Source organism: Alkalibacterium indicireducens (genome assembly GCF_039522005.1).
Lineage (GTDB): Bacteria > Bacillota > Bacilli > Lactobacillales > Carnobacteriaceae_A > Alkalibacterium > Alkalibacterium indicireducens.
Window position 1 is genome coordinate 41,281 of the sequence record NZ_BAAADA010000116.1, and the last position, 17,007, is coordinate 58,287.

The 17,007-nt window shown below is 41.7% G+C and carries 20 protein-coding genes; all 20 read right to left on the bottom strand.

Annotated elements, in window-relative coordinates; all coding sequences use genetic code 11:
- Positions 1-13 precede the first annotated feature (13 nt).
- The 20 genes from fliF to ABFX15_RS07455 all read right to left on the bottom strand — a co-directional run bounded on the left by fliF (position 14) and on the right by ABFX15_RS07455 (position 17,003).
- Complete coding sequence (gene fliF / locus ABFX15_RS07360; protein ID WP_346024817.1) at positions 14-1,621, bottom strand: flagellar basal-body MS-ring/collar protein FliF; 1,608 nt, start codon at positions 1,619-1,621, stop codon at positions 14-16.
- Between the two features lie 35 nt (positions 1,622-1,656).
- Positions 1,657-1,971 (bottom strand): flagellar hook-basal body complex protein FliE, encoded by a 315-nt coding sequence (gene fliE, locus ABFX15_RS07365; protein WP_346024818.1) that lies wholly within the window; start codon positions 1,969-1,971, stop codon positions 1,657-1,659.
- Between the two features lie 29 nt (positions 1,972-2,000).
- Entirely contained in the window at positions 2,001-2,441 is a 441-nt protein-coding gene (gene flgC / locus ABFX15_RS07370; RefSeq protein ID WP_346024819.1) for a flagellar basal body rod protein FlgC, read from the bottom strand.
- An 18-nt stretch (positions 2,442-2,459) separates the two neighbouring features.
- On the bottom strand, positions 2,460-2,864 hold the full coding sequence (gene flgB / locus ABFX15_RS07375; RefSeq protein WP_346024820.1) for a flagellar basal body rod protein FlgB: 405 nt from the start codon (positions 2,862-2,864) through the stop codon (positions 2,460-2,462).
- A 496-nt stretch (positions 2,865-3,360) separates the two neighbouring features.
- On the bottom strand, positions 3,361-3,726 hold the full coding sequence (gene fliS, locus ABFX15_RS07380; RefSeq protein WP_346024821.1) for a flagellar export chaperone FliS: 366 nt from the start codon (positions 3,724-3,726) through the stop codon (positions 3,361-3,363).
- Between the two features lie 14 nt (positions 3,727-3,740).
- The gene (locus ABFX15_RS07385) at positions 3,741-4,106 is read right to left on the bottom strand and encodes a hypothetical protein (protein ID WP_346024822.1); all 366 of its coding nucleotides are present in this window, start codon (positions 4,104-4,106) and stop codon (positions 3,741-3,743) included.
- A 13-nt stretch (positions 4,107-4,119) separates the two neighbouring features.
- Entirely contained in the window at positions 4,120-5,529 is a 1,410-nt protein-coding gene (fliD, locus tag ABFX15_RS07390; protein ID WP_346024823.1) for a flagellar filament capping protein FliD, read from the bottom strand.
- Positions 5,530-5,534: 5 nt separating this feature from the next.
- The gene (locus ABFX15_RS07395; protein ID WP_346024824.1) at positions 5,535-5,918 is read right to left on the bottom strand and encodes a flagellar protein FlaG; all 384 of its coding nucleotides are present in this window, start codon (positions 5,916-5,918) and stop codon (positions 5,535-5,537) included.
- Between the two features lie 124 nt (positions 5,919-6,042).
- The gene (locus tag ABFX15_RS07400; RefSeq protein ID WP_346024825.1) at positions 6,043-6,852 is read right to left on the bottom strand and encodes a flagellin N-terminal helical domain-containing protein; all 810 of its coding nucleotides are present in this window, start codon (positions 6,850-6,852) and stop codon (positions 6,043-6,045) included.
- Between the two features lie 147 nt (positions 6,853-6,999).
- A complete protein-coding gene (gene flgL / locus ABFX15_RS07405) occupies positions 7,000-7,932 on the bottom strand; it encodes a flagellar hook-associated protein FlgL (RefSeq protein WP_346024826.1) in 933 nt (310 codons plus the stop codon).
- A 2-nt stretch (positions 7,933-7,934) separates the two neighbouring features.
- On the bottom strand, positions 7,935-9,446 hold the full coding sequence (gene flgK / locus ABFX15_RS07410) for a flagellar hook-associated protein FlgK (protein ID WP_346024827.1): 1,512 nt from the start codon (positions 9,444-9,446) through the stop codon (positions 7,935-7,937).
- 11 nt (positions 9,447-9,457) lie between these two features.
- Positions 9,458-9,823 carry a hypothetical protein gene (locus ABFX15_RS07415; RefSeq protein ID WP_346024828.1) on the bottom strand — a complete coding sequence of 122 codons (366 nt, stop codon included), beginning with the start codon at positions 9,821-9,823 and terminating at the stop codon, positions 9,458-9,460.
- 4 nt (positions 9,824-9,827) lie between these two features.
- Positions 9,828-10,109, bottom strand: a complete 282-nt coding sequence (flgM, locus tag ABFX15_RS07420) for a flagellar biosynthesis anti-sigma factor FlgM (protein WP_346024829.1) — start codon at positions 10,107-10,109, stop codon at positions 9,828-9,830.
- Positions 10,110-10,595: 486 nt separating this feature from the next.
- Positions 10,596-11,705 carry a flagellar motor switch phosphatase FliY gene (fliY, locus tag ABFX15_RS07425; RefSeq protein WP_346024830.1) on the bottom strand — a complete coding sequence of 370 codons (1,110 nt, stop codon included), beginning with the start codon at positions 11,703-11,705 and terminating at the stop codon, positions 10,596-10,598.
- Positions 11,698-12,702, bottom strand: a complete 1,005-nt coding sequence (gene fliM / locus ABFX15_RS07430) for a flagellar motor switch protein FliM (protein ID WP_346024831.1) — start codon at positions 12,700-12,702, stop codon at positions 11,698-11,700. Before fliM ends, fliY begins: the two co-directional genes overlap by 8 nt.
- Positions 12,699-13,118 carry a chemotaxis protein CheW gene (locus tag ABFX15_RS07435; RefSeq protein ID WP_346024832.1) on the bottom strand — a complete coding sequence of 140 codons (420 nt, stop codon included), beginning with the start codon at positions 13,116-13,118 and terminating at the stop codon, positions 12,699-12,701. The genes fliM and ABFX15_RS07435 overlap by 4 nt, the downstream gene beginning before the upstream one ends.
- An 82-nt stretch (positions 13,119-13,200) precedes the next feature.
- Entirely contained in the window at positions 13,201-13,563 is a 363-nt protein-coding gene (locus tag ABFX15_RS07440) for a response regulator (RefSeq protein WP_091479060.1), read from the bottom strand.
- Positions 13,564-13,579: 16 nt separating this feature from the next.
- Positions 13,580-14,176, bottom strand: a complete 597-nt coding sequence (locus ABFX15_RS07445) for a chemotaxis protein CheC (RefSeq protein WP_346024833.1) — start codon at positions 14,174-14,176, stop codon at positions 13,580-13,582.
- Position 14,177: 1 nt separating this feature from the next.
- A complete protein-coding gene (locus ABFX15_RS07450) occupies positions 14,178-16,205 on the bottom strand; it encodes a chemotaxis protein CheW (protein WP_346024834.1) in 2,028 nt (675 codons plus the stop codon).
- 18 nt (positions 16,206-16,223) lie between these two features.
- Positions 16,224-17,003: a CheR family methyltransferase gene (locus ABFX15_RS07455; RefSeq protein ID WP_346024835.1), complete on the bottom strand. Its 780-nt coding sequence runs from the start codon at positions 17,001-17,003 to the stop codon at positions 16,224-16,226.
- Between the last annotated feature and the right edge of the window lie 4 nt (positions 17,004-17,007).

A 17,007-nucleotide genomic window follows, 5' to 3' on the forward strand; every position in this document is an offset into this window, starting at 1 on the left:
AAGGACACCCTTTCTAGTCTTTTAACCAAACTTTCATTAATTCAGCAGCCAGCTCAGGGTTCTCTTTTGCCTGAGTGCGAACGCGGTCTTCTTTTTCAGACATAACTTTGTTCTTATGCTGAAGCACTTCGTTTTCTTTGTCGATCTGTTCGATCGGATCCACTTCCGGTACAAGTACTGGCTCTGGCTGGATAGCTTCCTGAACTGCCATCTCTTCAGCCTGCTGAGCTTCTTTTCCACGTTTCAACAGTGTCAGAACTGCAATAGCCACAATGACTAGTACTAAACCAAGTGACATAAACAACCAGCTTGATGTCAGGAAGTTCACTAGTTCATCCATAATGCCGTCTCCCCCACCAATTGCCAGATCTTCACCTTCAGCAAATGGTAATATCTCAACGGTTACATCTCCAGGGAGAGGAATCTCTGCCTGATTATCCAGCCCAAGTGCACGACTGATGATCCTGCTGATCTGCGGTTCTGCAGGTACAACTCCAGCATTCTGATTGACAACCACTGATGCATTGATTGCTTCGACTACACCTGGTGCACGGACATAGCGTTCAGTCACCTGATCCAGTTCATAGTTGATTGTCCGGTCAAGAGAAGATGACAAATCTTCATCTCCATCTTCGGCAACCGGCATTTCTCCACCGGCTATTAGTCCGGCCAGCATATCTCTCGCCCCGTCAAAACTCTCTGTCTGACTTCTTATAAGGCCTTCTCTGTTTTCATCATCTTCGCCCGTCATCGGAGCAGTGAATTCAATGCTCTCACCTTCAATGACATCAAAGTTCATCGACGCATTGACAACGACTCTTAAATTGTTATATCCATAGACAGGTGCCAGAAGAGACAAGATCCGTTCTTCCAGATCTTTCTCATACGACCGCTTGATTCCCTGCTGGTTAGAAGATAAGTCAGCTGGGGAAGCCATGCCTTCCCCAGCTGATTGAAGGAACCCGCTCAACAAATTGCCGTTCGTATCAACAATCTGAACATTTTCCATAGGCAGTCTGTCAACAGCTCCCGTTACTAGAGACGCAATCCCCTGAATGTTCTGCTGGGAAACGGTTCCCCTTGTCTGAACGACTATTGAAGCAGACGCTTCACTTCGATAAGCCGGATTCTGGAAAATGCTGTCTTCTGGTAGAGACAGCATGACTTTCGCAGAATCGATTTGCTGCAGCGAAGAAATAGAGCGTTCAAGTTCTCCAGTCAGTGCGCGCTGATACATAATCTGACGGTCATCATCCGTTGTCATCATATTCGTATTATCAAATATTTCAAATCCGGTCGAATGTTCGGGCATCATCCCGTTCACTGCCAAGTTAATTCTGTAGTTATCTACTTGCTTCTCGTCAATCAGAATCGTTGTTCCGTTATCCTCAAGACGGTAGTCCATATTCTGAGCATTCAGATCTTCTACGATTGCACCCGCATCAGCCTCTTCCAGGTTGGAAAACAGAACAGTATACTGCCTTCTTTGAGTGAAGTAGCCGATCGTGCCCAGTAAAATCAGAGCAACCGATACAAGAATGATGAGGCGTTTACGTTTTTTTTCTTCTAGCTGCTGCCACCCATCCTTAATCGATGTGCCGATGTCTTTTACTTTATTCATTTATGACTCTCCCTCTAAAAATAACGTTAAATAAACTAGAACTGCATATTCTTTATTTCGTTATATGCTTCTAAACATCTGTTTCGCATCTGTACTGCGACTTCTAGAGAGAGTTGAGCTTCGGTTGTTTTAATCATTACTGTATGTAAGTCGTCTGCTGTACCATCGATCAGGGACTGAACGGCTTGTGCAGATTCAGCTTGCTTCCCTTCCAGGGTCATCAGAGAATCTTTCAAAAGGTTGGTAAACTCTGCTGGGTTTGATTCTTCTGTATTTACAAGATTATTTGGTCTTGCATTGTTGACTTGATTGAGCGCTTGTGTGTATAGCTGATCCATTGGATTGATCACATGTCATACTCCTCTAGTATAATTATTTGTTAGCCTTGTCTGCCGATTTCTAGTGCACGCTTCAACATATCTTTGCTGCTGTTGACTGCTGTGACATTGGCATCATAGGTGCGGATGGCGGTCATCATATTGACCATTTCATCGGCCATATCGACATTCGGGTAAACGACGTAGCCTTCTTCATCAGCGTCCGGATGATTCGGTTCAAACACGATACGAACATTCTCTTCATCGGCCTCGACTCCGGTAATACGCACACCCGCACTTCGAGTAGCCGTATCGCCTGTAAAGCCGGACGTCATCCGCTTAAGGTTTTCTTCAAATTCTACAGTCTGTTTGATATAAGGTCCTTCGCCATCTTCAGTACGTGTTGTATTCACATTGGCAATATTAGTCGAGATCGTATCCAACTTGAACCGCTCAAGAGTCAGTCCGCTGGCATTGATCTGCATTGAATTAAATATAGACATTAGTTCTGCTCCTCATCTTTAACGTAATACAGAACGAATCGTTCCATAGTGATTACTCAACTGAGTCGTCAGTGCCTGATAATAGATAGCATTGGCAGACAGCTCAGCCATCTCTGTATCGATTGCGACGTTATTTCCATCTTCTCTTACACGATTTCCAGTCTGTTCTTTAATTTGAGGACTGACAGCTGATAAGTCCGACACGCCGAAATGATTATCGTGTGTACTTCTCATAGCTGATCCGTCCATCGTTTTCTTCAAGACATCTTCGAATTCCACCCGTTTAGCTTTATATCCAGGTGTATTAACGTTTGAAATATTAGAAGAAATCATTTCCTGTCTCATTGAAGAAGCATTTAAAGCATTCTTGATTAAACTGACATTGGCTCCAGTAAACATATTTTCACCTCGATAAAATAACACATCTGTATAAATATACTAATTATTTTAGCAACGTGGATAATTCTATCGAACAAAATCACTAGCCGCAACAGGTTTTTTTACATAAAACCGCTTTAGTATGGTGATTTGTGACATCTTATTTCTTTTTAATTAAAATTGTAACTTTTTTCATTCATCTCTCAAATATCGTTTGATACTCAAAAAGGTTATCAGACCAACAAAAATACTAAACCATGTGAAATAGAATAGCACTAGTTATGGTTAATTTCGTCATACTTTTTTTGTGATAAATGATTATATATTACTAATTGTATATTATGACATTTTTGTGAACGTGCACTATTTTTAAATGTTCAATGATTTCAGTTAACTCTCTACTAAATAATATTACCCATCTATTTTAAAAATGATGAAAAAATTGATGAATCGTCAATTCTTAGTATTATTTCAATAACGTTACGTACGTAATTCTGTAGACGCTATGAGAACCGGTTATAAACATACAAAAAGACCAACATCAAATGCTGGCCCAGGCTTCCAGAAGTTCAGACATCAAGTGACGTGTTTCTGACATCTTCTTCTGGTCTTTATCTAGATTGGCTTGTATCAATTGGCTGAGAATAAATGAGTACAATGATTGAAGTTCACTGGCAATCGCGTTTTGACCTTCCTGATGGTTGAGTGACACCATCAGTTCAGTTACAATATCCTGTGCTTTGATCAGATTCGTGTTCACTTTGTTGAAGTCTTCTTTTTCGACGGACAATTCTGCCAAACGAATGAATTTGATGGCACCTTCATAGAGAAGGACTACCAACTGCTTAGGTGAAGCTGTTTCGATCTGATTTTTCTTATATACTTTTGAAGCAGATGTATAACTCATAGCTTTTTCCTTTCTTACACTTCTCGGTCGACGAAGAGTGACTCTTCCTTGTCCATATAATGGCTGACTACTTTATCTCGCTTATTAACTTGCTTCATTTGCTTAGACAGCTCTTTTGACTCTTTCTTTATGATTGTGATCAGATGCTCCTGAGCTGAAATGACCTGCTCGATAAGCTGTCTGTTATTTTCAGTAAAGTTCGACATTTCATCTGAAGAAAGATCCTTATCCAGTTCGATGATTTCTTCAATGGTAGCTTGATTTTGATCCAGAACGTCCTGAGCGGAATCAGCTGACTGATCCCAATTGACCAGACGATCCAACATCTCCTGAAGGTGCTCTTTTTTTAGTGTGAATATCGTACTTGTACTCGGTGTCATCAGCTGTTTCTCCTTAATTATTCTGATTCATACCTAACTGACTGAACATGAAATTCATCTGAGACTCTGCTCGCATCATAGCTGTATCAAGAGCAGTAAACTGTCTGATATAACGGTTTCTTCGCATCTCCAGGCGTTCTTCAAAACGAGTAATACGGTCATTTACATCTCGTATCATACGGTCGAATGTGTCGCGTCTAGATTTAATGATGCCATTGGAGCTGGAAATATACTGATTGACGAATGTACGCATATCTTGAGAGAAGCCTTTGCGTTCTGTACGCGTATTAGTTACAAGATTTACTTCGTCATCTTCTATTGTCTCAATTATACGTTCACTGGACGAAAAGAATCGCGATACTTCATCAGGATTGTTCCTAACTTGCTTATCCAGCACAGTACGATCAAAACTGGCTGTTCCGTTACGGTCGATGGTTACGCCTAGACCCTGTAGTCCATTTATAGATGTCCCATGTGATTTTGAACTAGTCATCATAGACCGCAGACTTGATTGAAGACGCATCAGTGTCCCGTCTCCAGTTAACATTCCGGTCTGGTTGTTTTCTGCTGAAGGATCACCAACGCTAAGCTGAGACCTGATAAAGCTTTGTGTTGAATTATACTGGTCAACGAACTTTTGAAGGGCTTCTGCCGCTTTATCCAAATTCTCGGTAACTGAGATCACTGTAGAGTCATTTTCATTGTGTACATTAGTCAGATTAAATGTCAATCCTTCAATGACGTCATCAATGGTATTGGAATAACGAGTAATAGATAAGCCATCTATCGTAAACTTGGACACTTGTCCAATAACTGCTGTTACGCCATCAAATCTCAAATCATTCGCAAGTGATCCACCGACCACAAGGGTCTTTTCGCCATATTCAGTATGTGTAAGGATTAATCGATTATCAACAATGGATGATCTTATTCCCGAGTTAGCTGTAGAGTTGTTGATTTTATCACTTATCGAACGCAAACTGTCAGTCTCATCTATCTCTATCGTTTCAGTTTTATCTTCACCGATTTTTAAAGTGATTTCACCTTTAGTCAGTCCAAGAGCTGTACGTATGTCTCCGTCCTCAGGAATATTAACTTTTCCACCTACCAAACGCGTTTGCGTGGCTAATTGCTGAACTTGAACACGGTAATGACCAGTTGCTGCAGAACTGGTCGCAGTTACTCCAACGTTAGATGGACCAGTCATTTTCACTGACTTAGAATTAAAAGTATCTGGTTGCTGAAGATCTTCCAGACGCTTATATAAAGAATCCAGACGGGTATTCATATCTCTCCATGCATTTTGAGACTTCGTATACTTTTCTTTTTGTTGAGTAAAACGAGCGCCTCTAGCTCGTTCCGCCTCCATAATCTGTTCGACCATGCTCATATCTATACCTGAGTATAAGCCCATTACGTTCATTTATTTCACTCCGTTCTATCTACTACAACGCCTGCCCATTGCCATATACCTGCAATGACATCAAGCATTTTTTCAGGTGGAATTTCTCTAATTACTTCATCAGTGCCTTTTTCTACGATTTGAACGAGTGTCCGCCCGGTACCTTCATGTATCTTAAATGATAGGTGAGCATTAACGCGCTGCAAGACATTTTGGGCTTCATCCACCCATTTTTGCACCTGCTCTTTAGCCGGTTCGTACTGTACGCGGTCGAAAGAGGTATCGATTCCTTCCACAGCTTTAATAGGCTCCACATAACGGTCACCAGAATAGGATACCGCACTTTTATTTGAATGTAAAACCCGGTCGATCGTTTTAATTGCATCAATAGACTCAATACGCTGACTCATTTAATCCAGCTCCTCTGATAAAGTAATAGTTTTCATATTGCTCACTATGTAAAACAGAACCGAAGCAGCAACCCACCGCTTCGGTTCTGACTAAAATTTAATACTTACTATCCAATTATCGGAATTATCCCAGTAATTGTAGAACCCCTTGAGGCATTTGGTTAGCTTGTGCAAGCATAGCAGTTGAAGCTTGAGAAAGGATGTTGTTCTTAGTGAATTCCATCATTTCTTCAGCCATATCAACGTCACGGATACGTGAGTTAGCTTCAGACAAGTTTTCTTTAGTTGTAGTTAGGTTGTTGATTGTGTGTTCTAGGCGGTTTTGAGTAGCACCTAGTTCAGAACGTTGTTTAGATACAGTAGTGATTGCTTTATCTAATGCAGTGATTGCAGCAGATGCATCTGTTCCCACATCAAGTCCGGTAACATTTAGTCCTGTAGAAGACATGTCAGCAATGTCTAATGTCAAGGTTTCACCAGAGTTTGCGCCGATTTGAAGTGTCAAACCTTGGACACCAGCCCCGTCTAACAGTGTCGTACCGTTAAACTGAGTTGTACCTGCGATATTATCGAGTTCTGCAACTAATTCATCCATTTCAGCTTGGATCGCTGCTAAGTCTTCATCAGCGTTTGTGCCGTTGTTTGCTTGAACAGATAGGTCACGCATACGGTTAAGAATTGAATGAGTTTCATTCAATGCGCCTTCAGCTGTTTGAATCAATGAAATCCCATCTTGAGCATTTCTAGTAGCTTGTCTAAGACCAGAAATTTGGTTTTTCATTTTTTCAGAGATTGAAAGTCCTGCTGCGTCGTCGCCTGCTCTGTTAATCCTTAGTCCTGATGATAGTTTAGCCATTGAATTACTTCTAGCTCCGTTTGCTTGTGTCAAACGTGAGTATGTATTCATAGCTGCTGTGTTTGTATTAATACGCATATTGTTTTCCTCCATTTGTGTTTGTTTTTAAGGCTCATCGCCTTCTACACTTACTATCGGAAGGACCCTATCTTTGTTAAGTCATTTCTTTAAGTTTTTTACTTTTTTTGAAAAAAAGACCAAAGCCATTGGCTTCAGTCAATTTTATTAACGTACATAGTCTAGTATATTTGTCTGTAGTATTCTTGTTCCCATATTTAAAGATGCCTGGTAGGAGACCATCTGCATAGAGTACTTCATAAATGTTTCAGCCAAATCTATATCTTCAGTAGTTGATCGTGTGGTTTCCAGGTTTAAATACTCTGCTTCATTACGATCTCTAGCTGCAATCAATCGATTTTGAATGGCACCAATATTTGTTCGCTGATTAACTGTGTTATTTATAGCTCTGTCAACACCACTTAACAAACGACCGCCTAATGCTTCGGTATCATCAGAATCTAGTGCCTGAAATAAGTCAGAGAATAAGGCATTTAAATCTTGTGCATTACCTCCATCATCCGTAAAAGCGTTAAACAACTTAGCCCCATCAGTCTGCAGCTCTACCATCACACCTCTACCGATTTTCTTAGACACATTACCATTCGGAGCGCCATCGGGATTGTTGAATACCAGTTCAAACCCACCATTTTCTTTATTAACTGAAAAAGGTTTGTCAGAACTAGCTTGTCCACCGAAAATATAGCGTCCGCCAAAGTTTGTATTTAAGGAGTCGACCATTGTTTCGACTTCACTCATAATTTCAGCTTTTATCGCTTGTCTGTCATCAGTGTTAAATGTCCCATTTGCAGCCTGCTGGGTCAATGTGTAAATTCTTTGAAGTGATGAAGTCATGCTGTCTAGCGCTGAATCCTGAACGTTTGTAAAATCGATGGAATCACTAATTGTCGTTTTGTACTGCTGATTCTGCTTGATTTCATTTTTCAGATCAAGAATTTTTGATACCCTTAACGGATCGTCACTCGGGCGGTTGACTTGTTTCATTGAAGACAACTGCTCCTGATATCGGAAGACACTGTTTGAATTTTTGTTTAGATTTGATAAAAAACTTTGAGACATTAAGGAGTTAGTTATTCTCATTTTTATACCCCTGTTCTATTAATTAATGTATCGAGCATGTCGGAAATCGTCTGAAGCACACGAGCATTTGCCTGAAAGGCACTAGAGTATTTAATCATATCTACGACTTCTTCATTGATATCCACGCCGGAAATTGATTCACGTCTTTGTGTCAGCAAGTGCATCAAGGCACTTTGAGTGTCCAGCATATTATCTTCCTGCTGTTTGACTATACCCATCTTAGTAACCATACTGTTGTAGCGACTGAACAATGTTGAACCGACACCTGATCCTTCAATTTTCATCGAGTCCTGATTGAACGCCCAGCTCTCTGAATTAAGAGACAGATTCTGGTACTGAAGTCCGGAAATTGCTTGAGCCCTTGATCCATCACCTGAAAAAGTATTATTAAGGTCTTTACCTGAAACAACGTTTTCGGGATTTTTTCTAAGTGACTCACTTACTCGGATAGTTAAAGCTGCATTTTCTTTAGTCAGTTCTCCGTTATTGAAGAAGTCGACTCCGCCGTTATCATAGTCTCCACCATTACTGTGGATGAGGTTGACTGCAGTAGCGAAGCTGAACGCAAACTCGTTTAAATCACTTTGCATGTCGGAGAGGACTTCAAGAGCGTCTTGAGTCCCTTTCATTGATCCTTTTTGAGGATTGATAAACGTTGCAGAACCATCTTCATTCTTAACAATGACTTTACCTATTAAACTTTCGCCTTCAGGACCTTCAACGCTGTCTCCATTTGAAAGGTAGAATGTGCCGTTCTCTTCTTTAGTGACCACTGCGAGTTCTTTGCGTGACGAACTGTCCAGTACGTTGGTTCCGGCAACATCTACAGATACTCTGTTAAAACTGTCACGTTCAACCGTGATGTCCACTTTACCTGCTAAATCTGTCAGCAGTCGATCCTGCTGATCCAGAAGGTCGTTAGGAGTAAACCCACGAACAGATGCCTGCCAGATCTGATGGTTCAGATTTTCCAGCTGCTTTAAGGTTGAGTTCGCGTCTAGTGCGGATTTATCCAGTTCATTTAATGTATCTTTATGTAAGCTGTTCATGCTGTTAGCCATATGATGGATCGTATCGGTAAAGGTTTCGGTTGTCTGAACCAGCATCGTACGCGCTGATGCCTGTTCTGGATTAGACGCAAGATAGGTCCAGGCGTTGAACACTTCAGAAATCTGATTGGATAGACCAGTATCCGACGGCTCGTTGAACGTTGCTTCCAGTTGGCCGATAATATCTGATAGGGCTTTATGTTTCTCTGTAGTTGAATGTGCGTCTCTCAGTTGTGTGTTGACATACTGATCGCTTACTCGGTCAATGTTTCCGATACGCACGCCTGTACCGATCTGTCCAACCCCTGCAACACTTTGAGCCAGATCAGCCTGCATCGTAACGCGCTGTCTTGTATATCCCGTTGTATTGGCGTTCGCTACGTTATGTCCGATAGTCTGAAGAGCTGTCTGCTGGGCGTTTAGGCCTTTAGTAGCTGTATTTAAAGTTCCAAATAATCCACTCATATGCTTTCTCCTTAAAGTGATTGATCAAATAACGTGCTTTTTTTCGTGTCGTCAAATGTCCCTTTTTTCGAGTACGTATTGTTCTGCTTGGCTGCTTTTTTGATATGCTCAAGCAATGTTTCAGTGTATCTGATCGACTGTTCGGTCAGCATCAGGTTCGTTTCCTGAAGGGCTTTGACTTCACGAGAAAGAACGCTGAGTTTATCCACCTCAACGTCGTCTTCGCTGAACTTAGACAAAGTAATCATAAGGTCTTCTTTCTCCTGAATGATTCCCGGCAGCTTTTCCGCATCATTTTCGATGAGCACTGACTTTTCTCTCTCAAGTACGTCTTTCAACTGGGAAAGATGCGCCAGCACTTCTTCTGTTTTACTCATTCAATTAAAGCTCCTTTTGTTCCTGAAGCGCTCTGACCAGTCCATCTGTGATCTTGCTGGGATCCACTTCGTACTCTCCATTTTGAATAGCCTGCTTGATCGCATTGACACGTTCAGAAAAAGCAGCTTTATCGGCATCAAGTAATGCTTGTGCTTCTTTAGAAATACTGACCTGGACAGCTTCTTTTGACTGTGTTTTAGGAGCTGGTTCAGTAGCTATTTCTTTTTTTAGTTGTTTAGACTGGTTTACTGATGAAACCATGTTTGAGTATTTATTTATTTTCATCGTTGGAACTCTCCTTTACCCTACACCATTTAGCCGACAGAGATTCAAAATATTACGCTTTGGTGTATCTAGTCATTATTATCGGATAGTCGAAACAGATATTAACCCTTTTTCCCAATTTACAAAAACTAGAATAAGTATATCGAAAAAATCAGCGAAATGTAACCCTTTGATGAGTCCAATCTGTGACGCGGATAGACTCGTCTTCATATCAGGCAAGCTATATATAGGTAACAGAGTTTAGTTCAAATGAAATCCGCCTGATGAACTGCACTATTGATGTCTCATAATGCAGTTCACGATCACAAGGATCCCCTGAACTACACTGGCCAGTAAACCAGTGTAGTTCAGGCACGTTTTCAAACTCTAAACTGCATTATCCACTATCCAGAATGGAGTTCACAACTACTAATCAGAATAAACTCAACCTGGCAAAAGATTTTCTCCAAAAGAAAAAAGCAGGATTGCTCCTGCTTTTACATCTACCTAGTCTTTATTCAAATGACGGACACGCTGTTCTTTACTTAGAATATTTGTGATGCGGATACCAAAGCTTTCATTGATAACGACGACTTCGCCTTCTGCAATCAGTTTTCCGTTGACGTATATTTCAAGTGGTTCGTCAGTCATCTTGTCCAGTTCAACAACAGATCCTGTATTCAATGACAGAACATCTTTGATTGTCTTACGACTTTTGCCCAGAACGACACTGAAGTCGAGCGGAACATCCATAATCAGGTCAAGATTACGAGGCGTATTTTTGGACTCGTTTGGGGTCAGATCCTGGAATTTAGGCTTCTGAATGCTAACCGACTCTCTTTGAACAGATGACTCTTCAGCCGGTTCCACTTGTTCTTCCTGAGACGGATGTGTGTCTTCAACAGGCTTGACTATAACCTGGTCGCGGCCGTGCACCACTTCAGCTTCATCCCCTAGCATAATATCAGTAATCTCCAGAGCTGTTTCGAGGGGCAATATTTGCATGATTTCACTTTCCAGCAAGCCCTCAACACTTAATCTAAATGATGTGGTGCAAACCATTTCATTCTGGTCAGGCATTTCAACTGCTGCTTCTTCAGCGTTTTCCCATTTCTTTACAGTCGGTGGTGATATGTCCACACGTCTGTCGAACATAGTAGCCATAGCTGTAGAAGCAGATCCGATCATCTGGTTCATGGCCTCTGATACGGCACTCAGTTCAAGTTCAGTGAACTCACTATCTTCGACATTCGTTCCGTCATTCCCCATCATTAAATCAGCGATAATAATTGCATCGTTCACATCGATCATCAGGACATTTTTACCAATCAGTCCTTCTTTGAACGAAATGGTCGTGAATACTTTTGGCGTTTCATTTGCATCGACTATTTCTTTTATTGTCGCGCCTTTGACCACAGGTGTTGTAATTTTCACTTCTCGATTCAATAACTGGGAAAGAGTCGTGGCTGCCTGTGACATGGATATGTTACCGACTTCGCCAATGATATCTTTGACATCCTGACTTAACGGATCTTCCGTCGGCTCAGGGGTCTCAGGTTCGACCGACCCGCCATTAAGCATGGCATCGATTTGTTCCTGTGTTAACTGCTCACTCATCGTCACTCTCTCCTCCCGTAAATTTCAGTATTTCGACTGCCAGTTTCTTATTCAGCAGTCCAGGTTTGACCTTAAAGTAAGGTTTATCTTCAACATATAAGGTCAATGGTTTGGATGTCTTTTCGTCCAGCTGTATAATGTCGCCTTCTTCCATTTCAAGGAAGTCCGAGACATGCATCTGTGATTCTCCCAGAACCACTTCAATGTCTACAGGTACACGGTCCAGATTATGCGCAATTTGTCCTCTTTCAGAAGAATCAAACTCTTTTCCGGAATGGAACCAGTTCTTGAAACTGAGTTTGTCGAGTATGTCTTCAAAGAATATGTATGGAATGCACATGTTAAGAAACGTTTTCTGTTCACCTAAGGACACTGCAAATGTAACCATCACAACGGGTTCATTCGGGGACATCGTCTGAAGCAGCTGGGGCTTCGTTTCCGTGTCTTCTAAAGTAACATCAATTTCCTTGATGTCTCTCCAGGCTGCTTCAAAAGAACGCATAAGAGCCTTAAGGACATCCTCAAGTATAGCCAGTTCAATATCAGTGAAACTGGATTTGTTTTTCAGAGTTTCTTCTGATGATACTTCAGTATAACCACAGAGAAGCTCAACGATCTGCAGACTGAACTGAGGATTGATCTCCAGAATCTGCAGGCCACTTAATGGGGAACTTTTAAATATGCCCATTAAAGTAAAGCTTGGGACGGAATGGACGAATTCGTCAAAGGAGACCTGTTCGATGGCGGCAATCTTAGCTTCGACAGGCTTTCTCAGTTGAGTCGACAGCATATTGGATGCCAGTTTCGAGAAATCCTCAAAGACCATAGTGATCGTTGACAGATATTCTTTAGACAAGCGGACAGGTCGTCTGAAATCGTAAGTCTTGACCTTCGCGCCACTTGTTTCCTCATCCATTTCTTCTGTATCGATTTCTCCGCTATCCATGGCTACCAGCAAAGCATCTATCTCTTGTTGGGATAAAACTTGTTGGCTCACGCTACTTCCTCTTTCTCTTTAAGAATTGAGTCAATATTTATGATACTGACCATTTCATTGTAGACAGAGACATAACCGTCAACAAGCGCATCCTCCTCATCGTCGAATCGCTGGATCTGATCTTCAGTGATGTCGGTAACTCCGACAACCTTTCCAACCATCAGTGCAAGCGGATTATCTTCTGTATTCACAATGACGGTATTATTGTACCACAATTCTTCTGAAGCGCTAGACTCGTTAAGCAGAGCTTCAAGGTCGATCAGGGTCATGATCTGACCTCTCAGGTTGATCAGCCCCTTAGTCCAAGATGGTCCCTGGGGGATAATCGTCTCCTTGAGAGGAGTGGTAATTTCCTCTATATTCTCTGTATTGAAGCCATAAAATCGTTCTTTTAATTTGAATACTATCAGCTGCATTGAGCAAATCCCCCTCGGTTAATCTTCGGCTAATTCATGATGTGACAGAATTCTGAATCTTTATTCATTTAAATTGAATGAATTAACTAATGGCCTTATCCAGTGCCTTGATTACACGTTCCGTATCAAATGGCTTGACGATGAAATCCATTGCTCCTGCACGAATGGCGTCCATAACCATCGTCTGCTGACCCATTGCTGAACACATCAATACAATTGCGCTGCTGTCCATCGCCTTGATTTCTTTCAAAGCTTCTACACCGTCTTTTTCGGGCATGGTAATATCCATGGTAACGATGTCGGGCTGAACTTCTTTGTATTTTTCAACAGCTTCATTCCCGTTCTGGGCTTCTCCAGCTACTTCATATCCATTTTTCTCCAAGATATCTTTCAGTTTGATGCGCATGAAAGCTGCATCATCGACGATTAGTACACGTTTACTCATTTTATAAATCCTCCTATTATATTCCTAGTTGTATCAGTAATAGTTCCAATGTGTTGGGTTTTGGCACGAAGTACAGACTGCCTTCGATCTTATGCCCTTCACTGTGAAAATTATTCCTGATGATAAATAGCTCATCACTGTACTGTTCCTGCTGCATATAGACGCTGGTCAGAATGGATCCGAACAGATCGGTCGTCATGACCGGGAGTGAAGCGATCAGTGGTTTACTGATCAGCTGCATCACTGCCTGAAGGAAAGACTGAAACAGGATATTGCTCAGTTCCTTCAATGCTGAATCGATCAGGTCTTCTGTAAACTCCGTTGTTTCCGGCAGCAGCATCTGAGCCAGTTTCTCTGCATCTTCAGGATCAATCACGAATAAAAATACTCCGTACTTCTTTCCGTGCAGTTCAGAAAGGACAGCCTTAACAATTGTATCATCAGATTGTACTGTTTGATAGACCTCTTCGTAAGAAAGTAGTTCAACAAAGGGGACATCCATATCCACCGGACGTCCGATCATCTTGGACAGGCTGGTTGCAGCATGTCCGCCGCCTATATTGACGACTTCTTGAAGCGCATCTTGTCTGAGCAGTGTATGATCTTTCGTCATCTTATCTGTCCTTCTTTCTCGTACAGATCGATGTGACATCAAGAATCAGACTGATGCTTCCATCTCCGAGAATGGTTGCTCCGAGGAAGTTAGAGACGTCATTTAACTCACGTCCTAGTTTCTTGATGACGATTTCTTTCTGATGGATCAGCTCATCAACAACCAGTGCGTAGCGGTTTTCACCGATCAGAACGATGACTACATGATGAGTGCTGTCTTCAACTTCAGCAATATCCAAAGCTTTGGATACTCGAATTAGAGGGATAGTCTGGCCTTCGTACTTATAGACTTCCTTCTGATGAACAGATATTGCTTCTTCCTCATCAAACCGGTTAACTTTGTCGATAACCGCTTGTGGAAAGGCAAATGTTTCCGTTCCTACTTTGACTAGCAATGACTGAATAATTGATAAGGTCAGAGGCAGGGTAATTCTGAACGTTGTCCCTTTACCGACCTCGCTGAAGGTTTCGATTGTTCCGTTCAGGCTGGATATTTTTTCCTTAACAGCATCCATTCCGACTCCACGACCGGATATACCTGTGACAGAAGCAGCCGTTGAGAATCCTGGGTGAAAAATCAGATTTTGGATCTGCTCGTCGGACATCCCTTCAGTCGAAATACCTTTTTTATTGGCGCTTTGTTCAATCAGTCGAGGATTCAGTCCTTTGCCGTCATCAGACAAAGTCACAATAACCCGGTTGCCCTCAGGATAAGCGGACAATTTGATTGTTCCAGTTCTTGGCTTACCTGCCTGTTCACGTTCATCCGGCATCTCGATGCCGTGATCAGCCGCATTTCGAAGCAAGTGAATGAGTGGTTCCCCAATCTCCGATACGACTGTCCGATCAAGCTCGGTGTCTTCTCCTTCAGTCAGGAAGTCGATTTCTTTCCCAAGTTCATTAGTCAAATCTCTCATCATACGTGGGAAACGCTGAACGACTACGTTGAAAGGCTGCATACGCAGCTGAAGGACCAGTTCCTGAAGTTCTGTAGTAATTCGGCCGACCTGTGTCAGTGGTTCATTCAGTTCCTGAAGCTGATTCTTTTCAGAAACGTCCTCGAGTCGTGTCCGGTGAATAACCAGCTCTGACACTAGATTCATAAACTGATCCAGTCTTGTCAAGTCTACTCGTATGGTCTGACGAGCGGGAGCTTTCTTACGCTCCGGAATTTTCTGTACTGACTCGTTGACTTCAATTAAAGCCTCAGAATCTATCTGATTAACCGGAACAGATTGCGCTACTTCTGACTTGTTCTGTCTGTTCATCTCTTCTTCTATTGTAGTAGCAGTGACGATAATTTCTTCGATTTCACTGCTTCCTTCTACGTGCTTTTCGATTTCTTCTTTATCTTCTTTAGACAGGAAATAAAGAGTGACCGGACCTTCCAACTCTCCCTGTTCGAGAGCATCAGCTGAGGGTTTCATTTGAACAAAATCACCGATCTGCTCCAGTCGATTCAACAGCATAAAGGCACGTGCGGCTTTCATCATGCTGTCTTCTTCTACTCGAACACCTATAGCATACAACTGGTAACCTGTCGCTTCTGCCGACTGAACAGCCAGTTGATCCGCTTCTTCCAAATCAGGGAAGTCAAAATTCGGTTGACTGTTTTCATTAAGTACGGCTGAATCGGACGCTACCCCTTCTTCAGTAGCGACTTGATGCAGCCTCTTTACAAGTGCCGATATATCGACAGCTTCCACGTTTTCAAGACGCAGATTTTCAACGATTTCAGTCAACAGATCTAAGCTATCAAAGAACAGAGAAATCAGTTCACTTGACACTTTCACTTGATCGCTTTTAACCAGTTCAAACACACTTTCGACCGCATGAGTCAGTTTGGCCATTGTTTCAAATCCCATAGTTGCTGCCATTCCCTTAAGAGTATGGGCCGCTCTGAATATTGCGTCAATAATCTGCTTATCTTCAGGATGCTGTTCCAGCTGAAGGACTTCTTGGTTCAGTATGGCTAAGTTTTCATCTGTTTCTTCAAAGAACAGATCCAGATATGCACTATTGTCTTCCATCATCTTCCTCCTATCGCATTACATCATTTTTTCATAGATGAACGAAGACACTTTCTTCAGTCTAAATTGTTCAGGCTGATAAATTGTCTCTGTCGCACCTGTAAACAGTAAGCCACCTTTGACCAGTGAATCGCTCATTTTTCGGTAGATCTCTTCTTTAATTTCATGTTTAAAATAAATCGTGACATTTCTGCAGACAATGACATGCAGGTTCTTTTCAAACTCATCAAGAACCAGGTCGTGCTTTCTGAAATCAACCATCTCTTTGATCTGATCATTAAGCACATAGCGGTTATTTTCGAGAGCAAAATAATCGCTGCAATCGATCACTGAGACATTCTTTAGCTCACTTTCTTTAAAAATACCCGTTTTTGCTTTTTCTAAAATCGTATCATCGATGTCAGTAGCAATGATCTTTTTCTTTAAAGGGAGGGAATGACGGTCAATGATCATAGCTAATGAATACGGTTCTGCCCCAATAGAGCAGGCTGCGCTCCAGATCGTTAGCTTATCAAATTTTCTAGAAAGATCGGTAGTTAAAAGCTCTTCAAACTTCTCGAACAAGTCTTTATTTCTGAAAAACTCCGTTACATTGATCGTAATGTAATCTAGAAACTGTTTTCTGATTGTTTCATCGCCATGTATCATTATGGAGTATTCTTTTAAATCATTGGCTCCCGCCTGTCTCATGACAGTCTGGATTCTTCTGTTAAGCTGCTTTTCCTTATATGCATCCAGACGGATATTTAAATTTGTATGAACCCAGCTATAAAAATAATCAAAGTCTAAAGTTGTCATATGG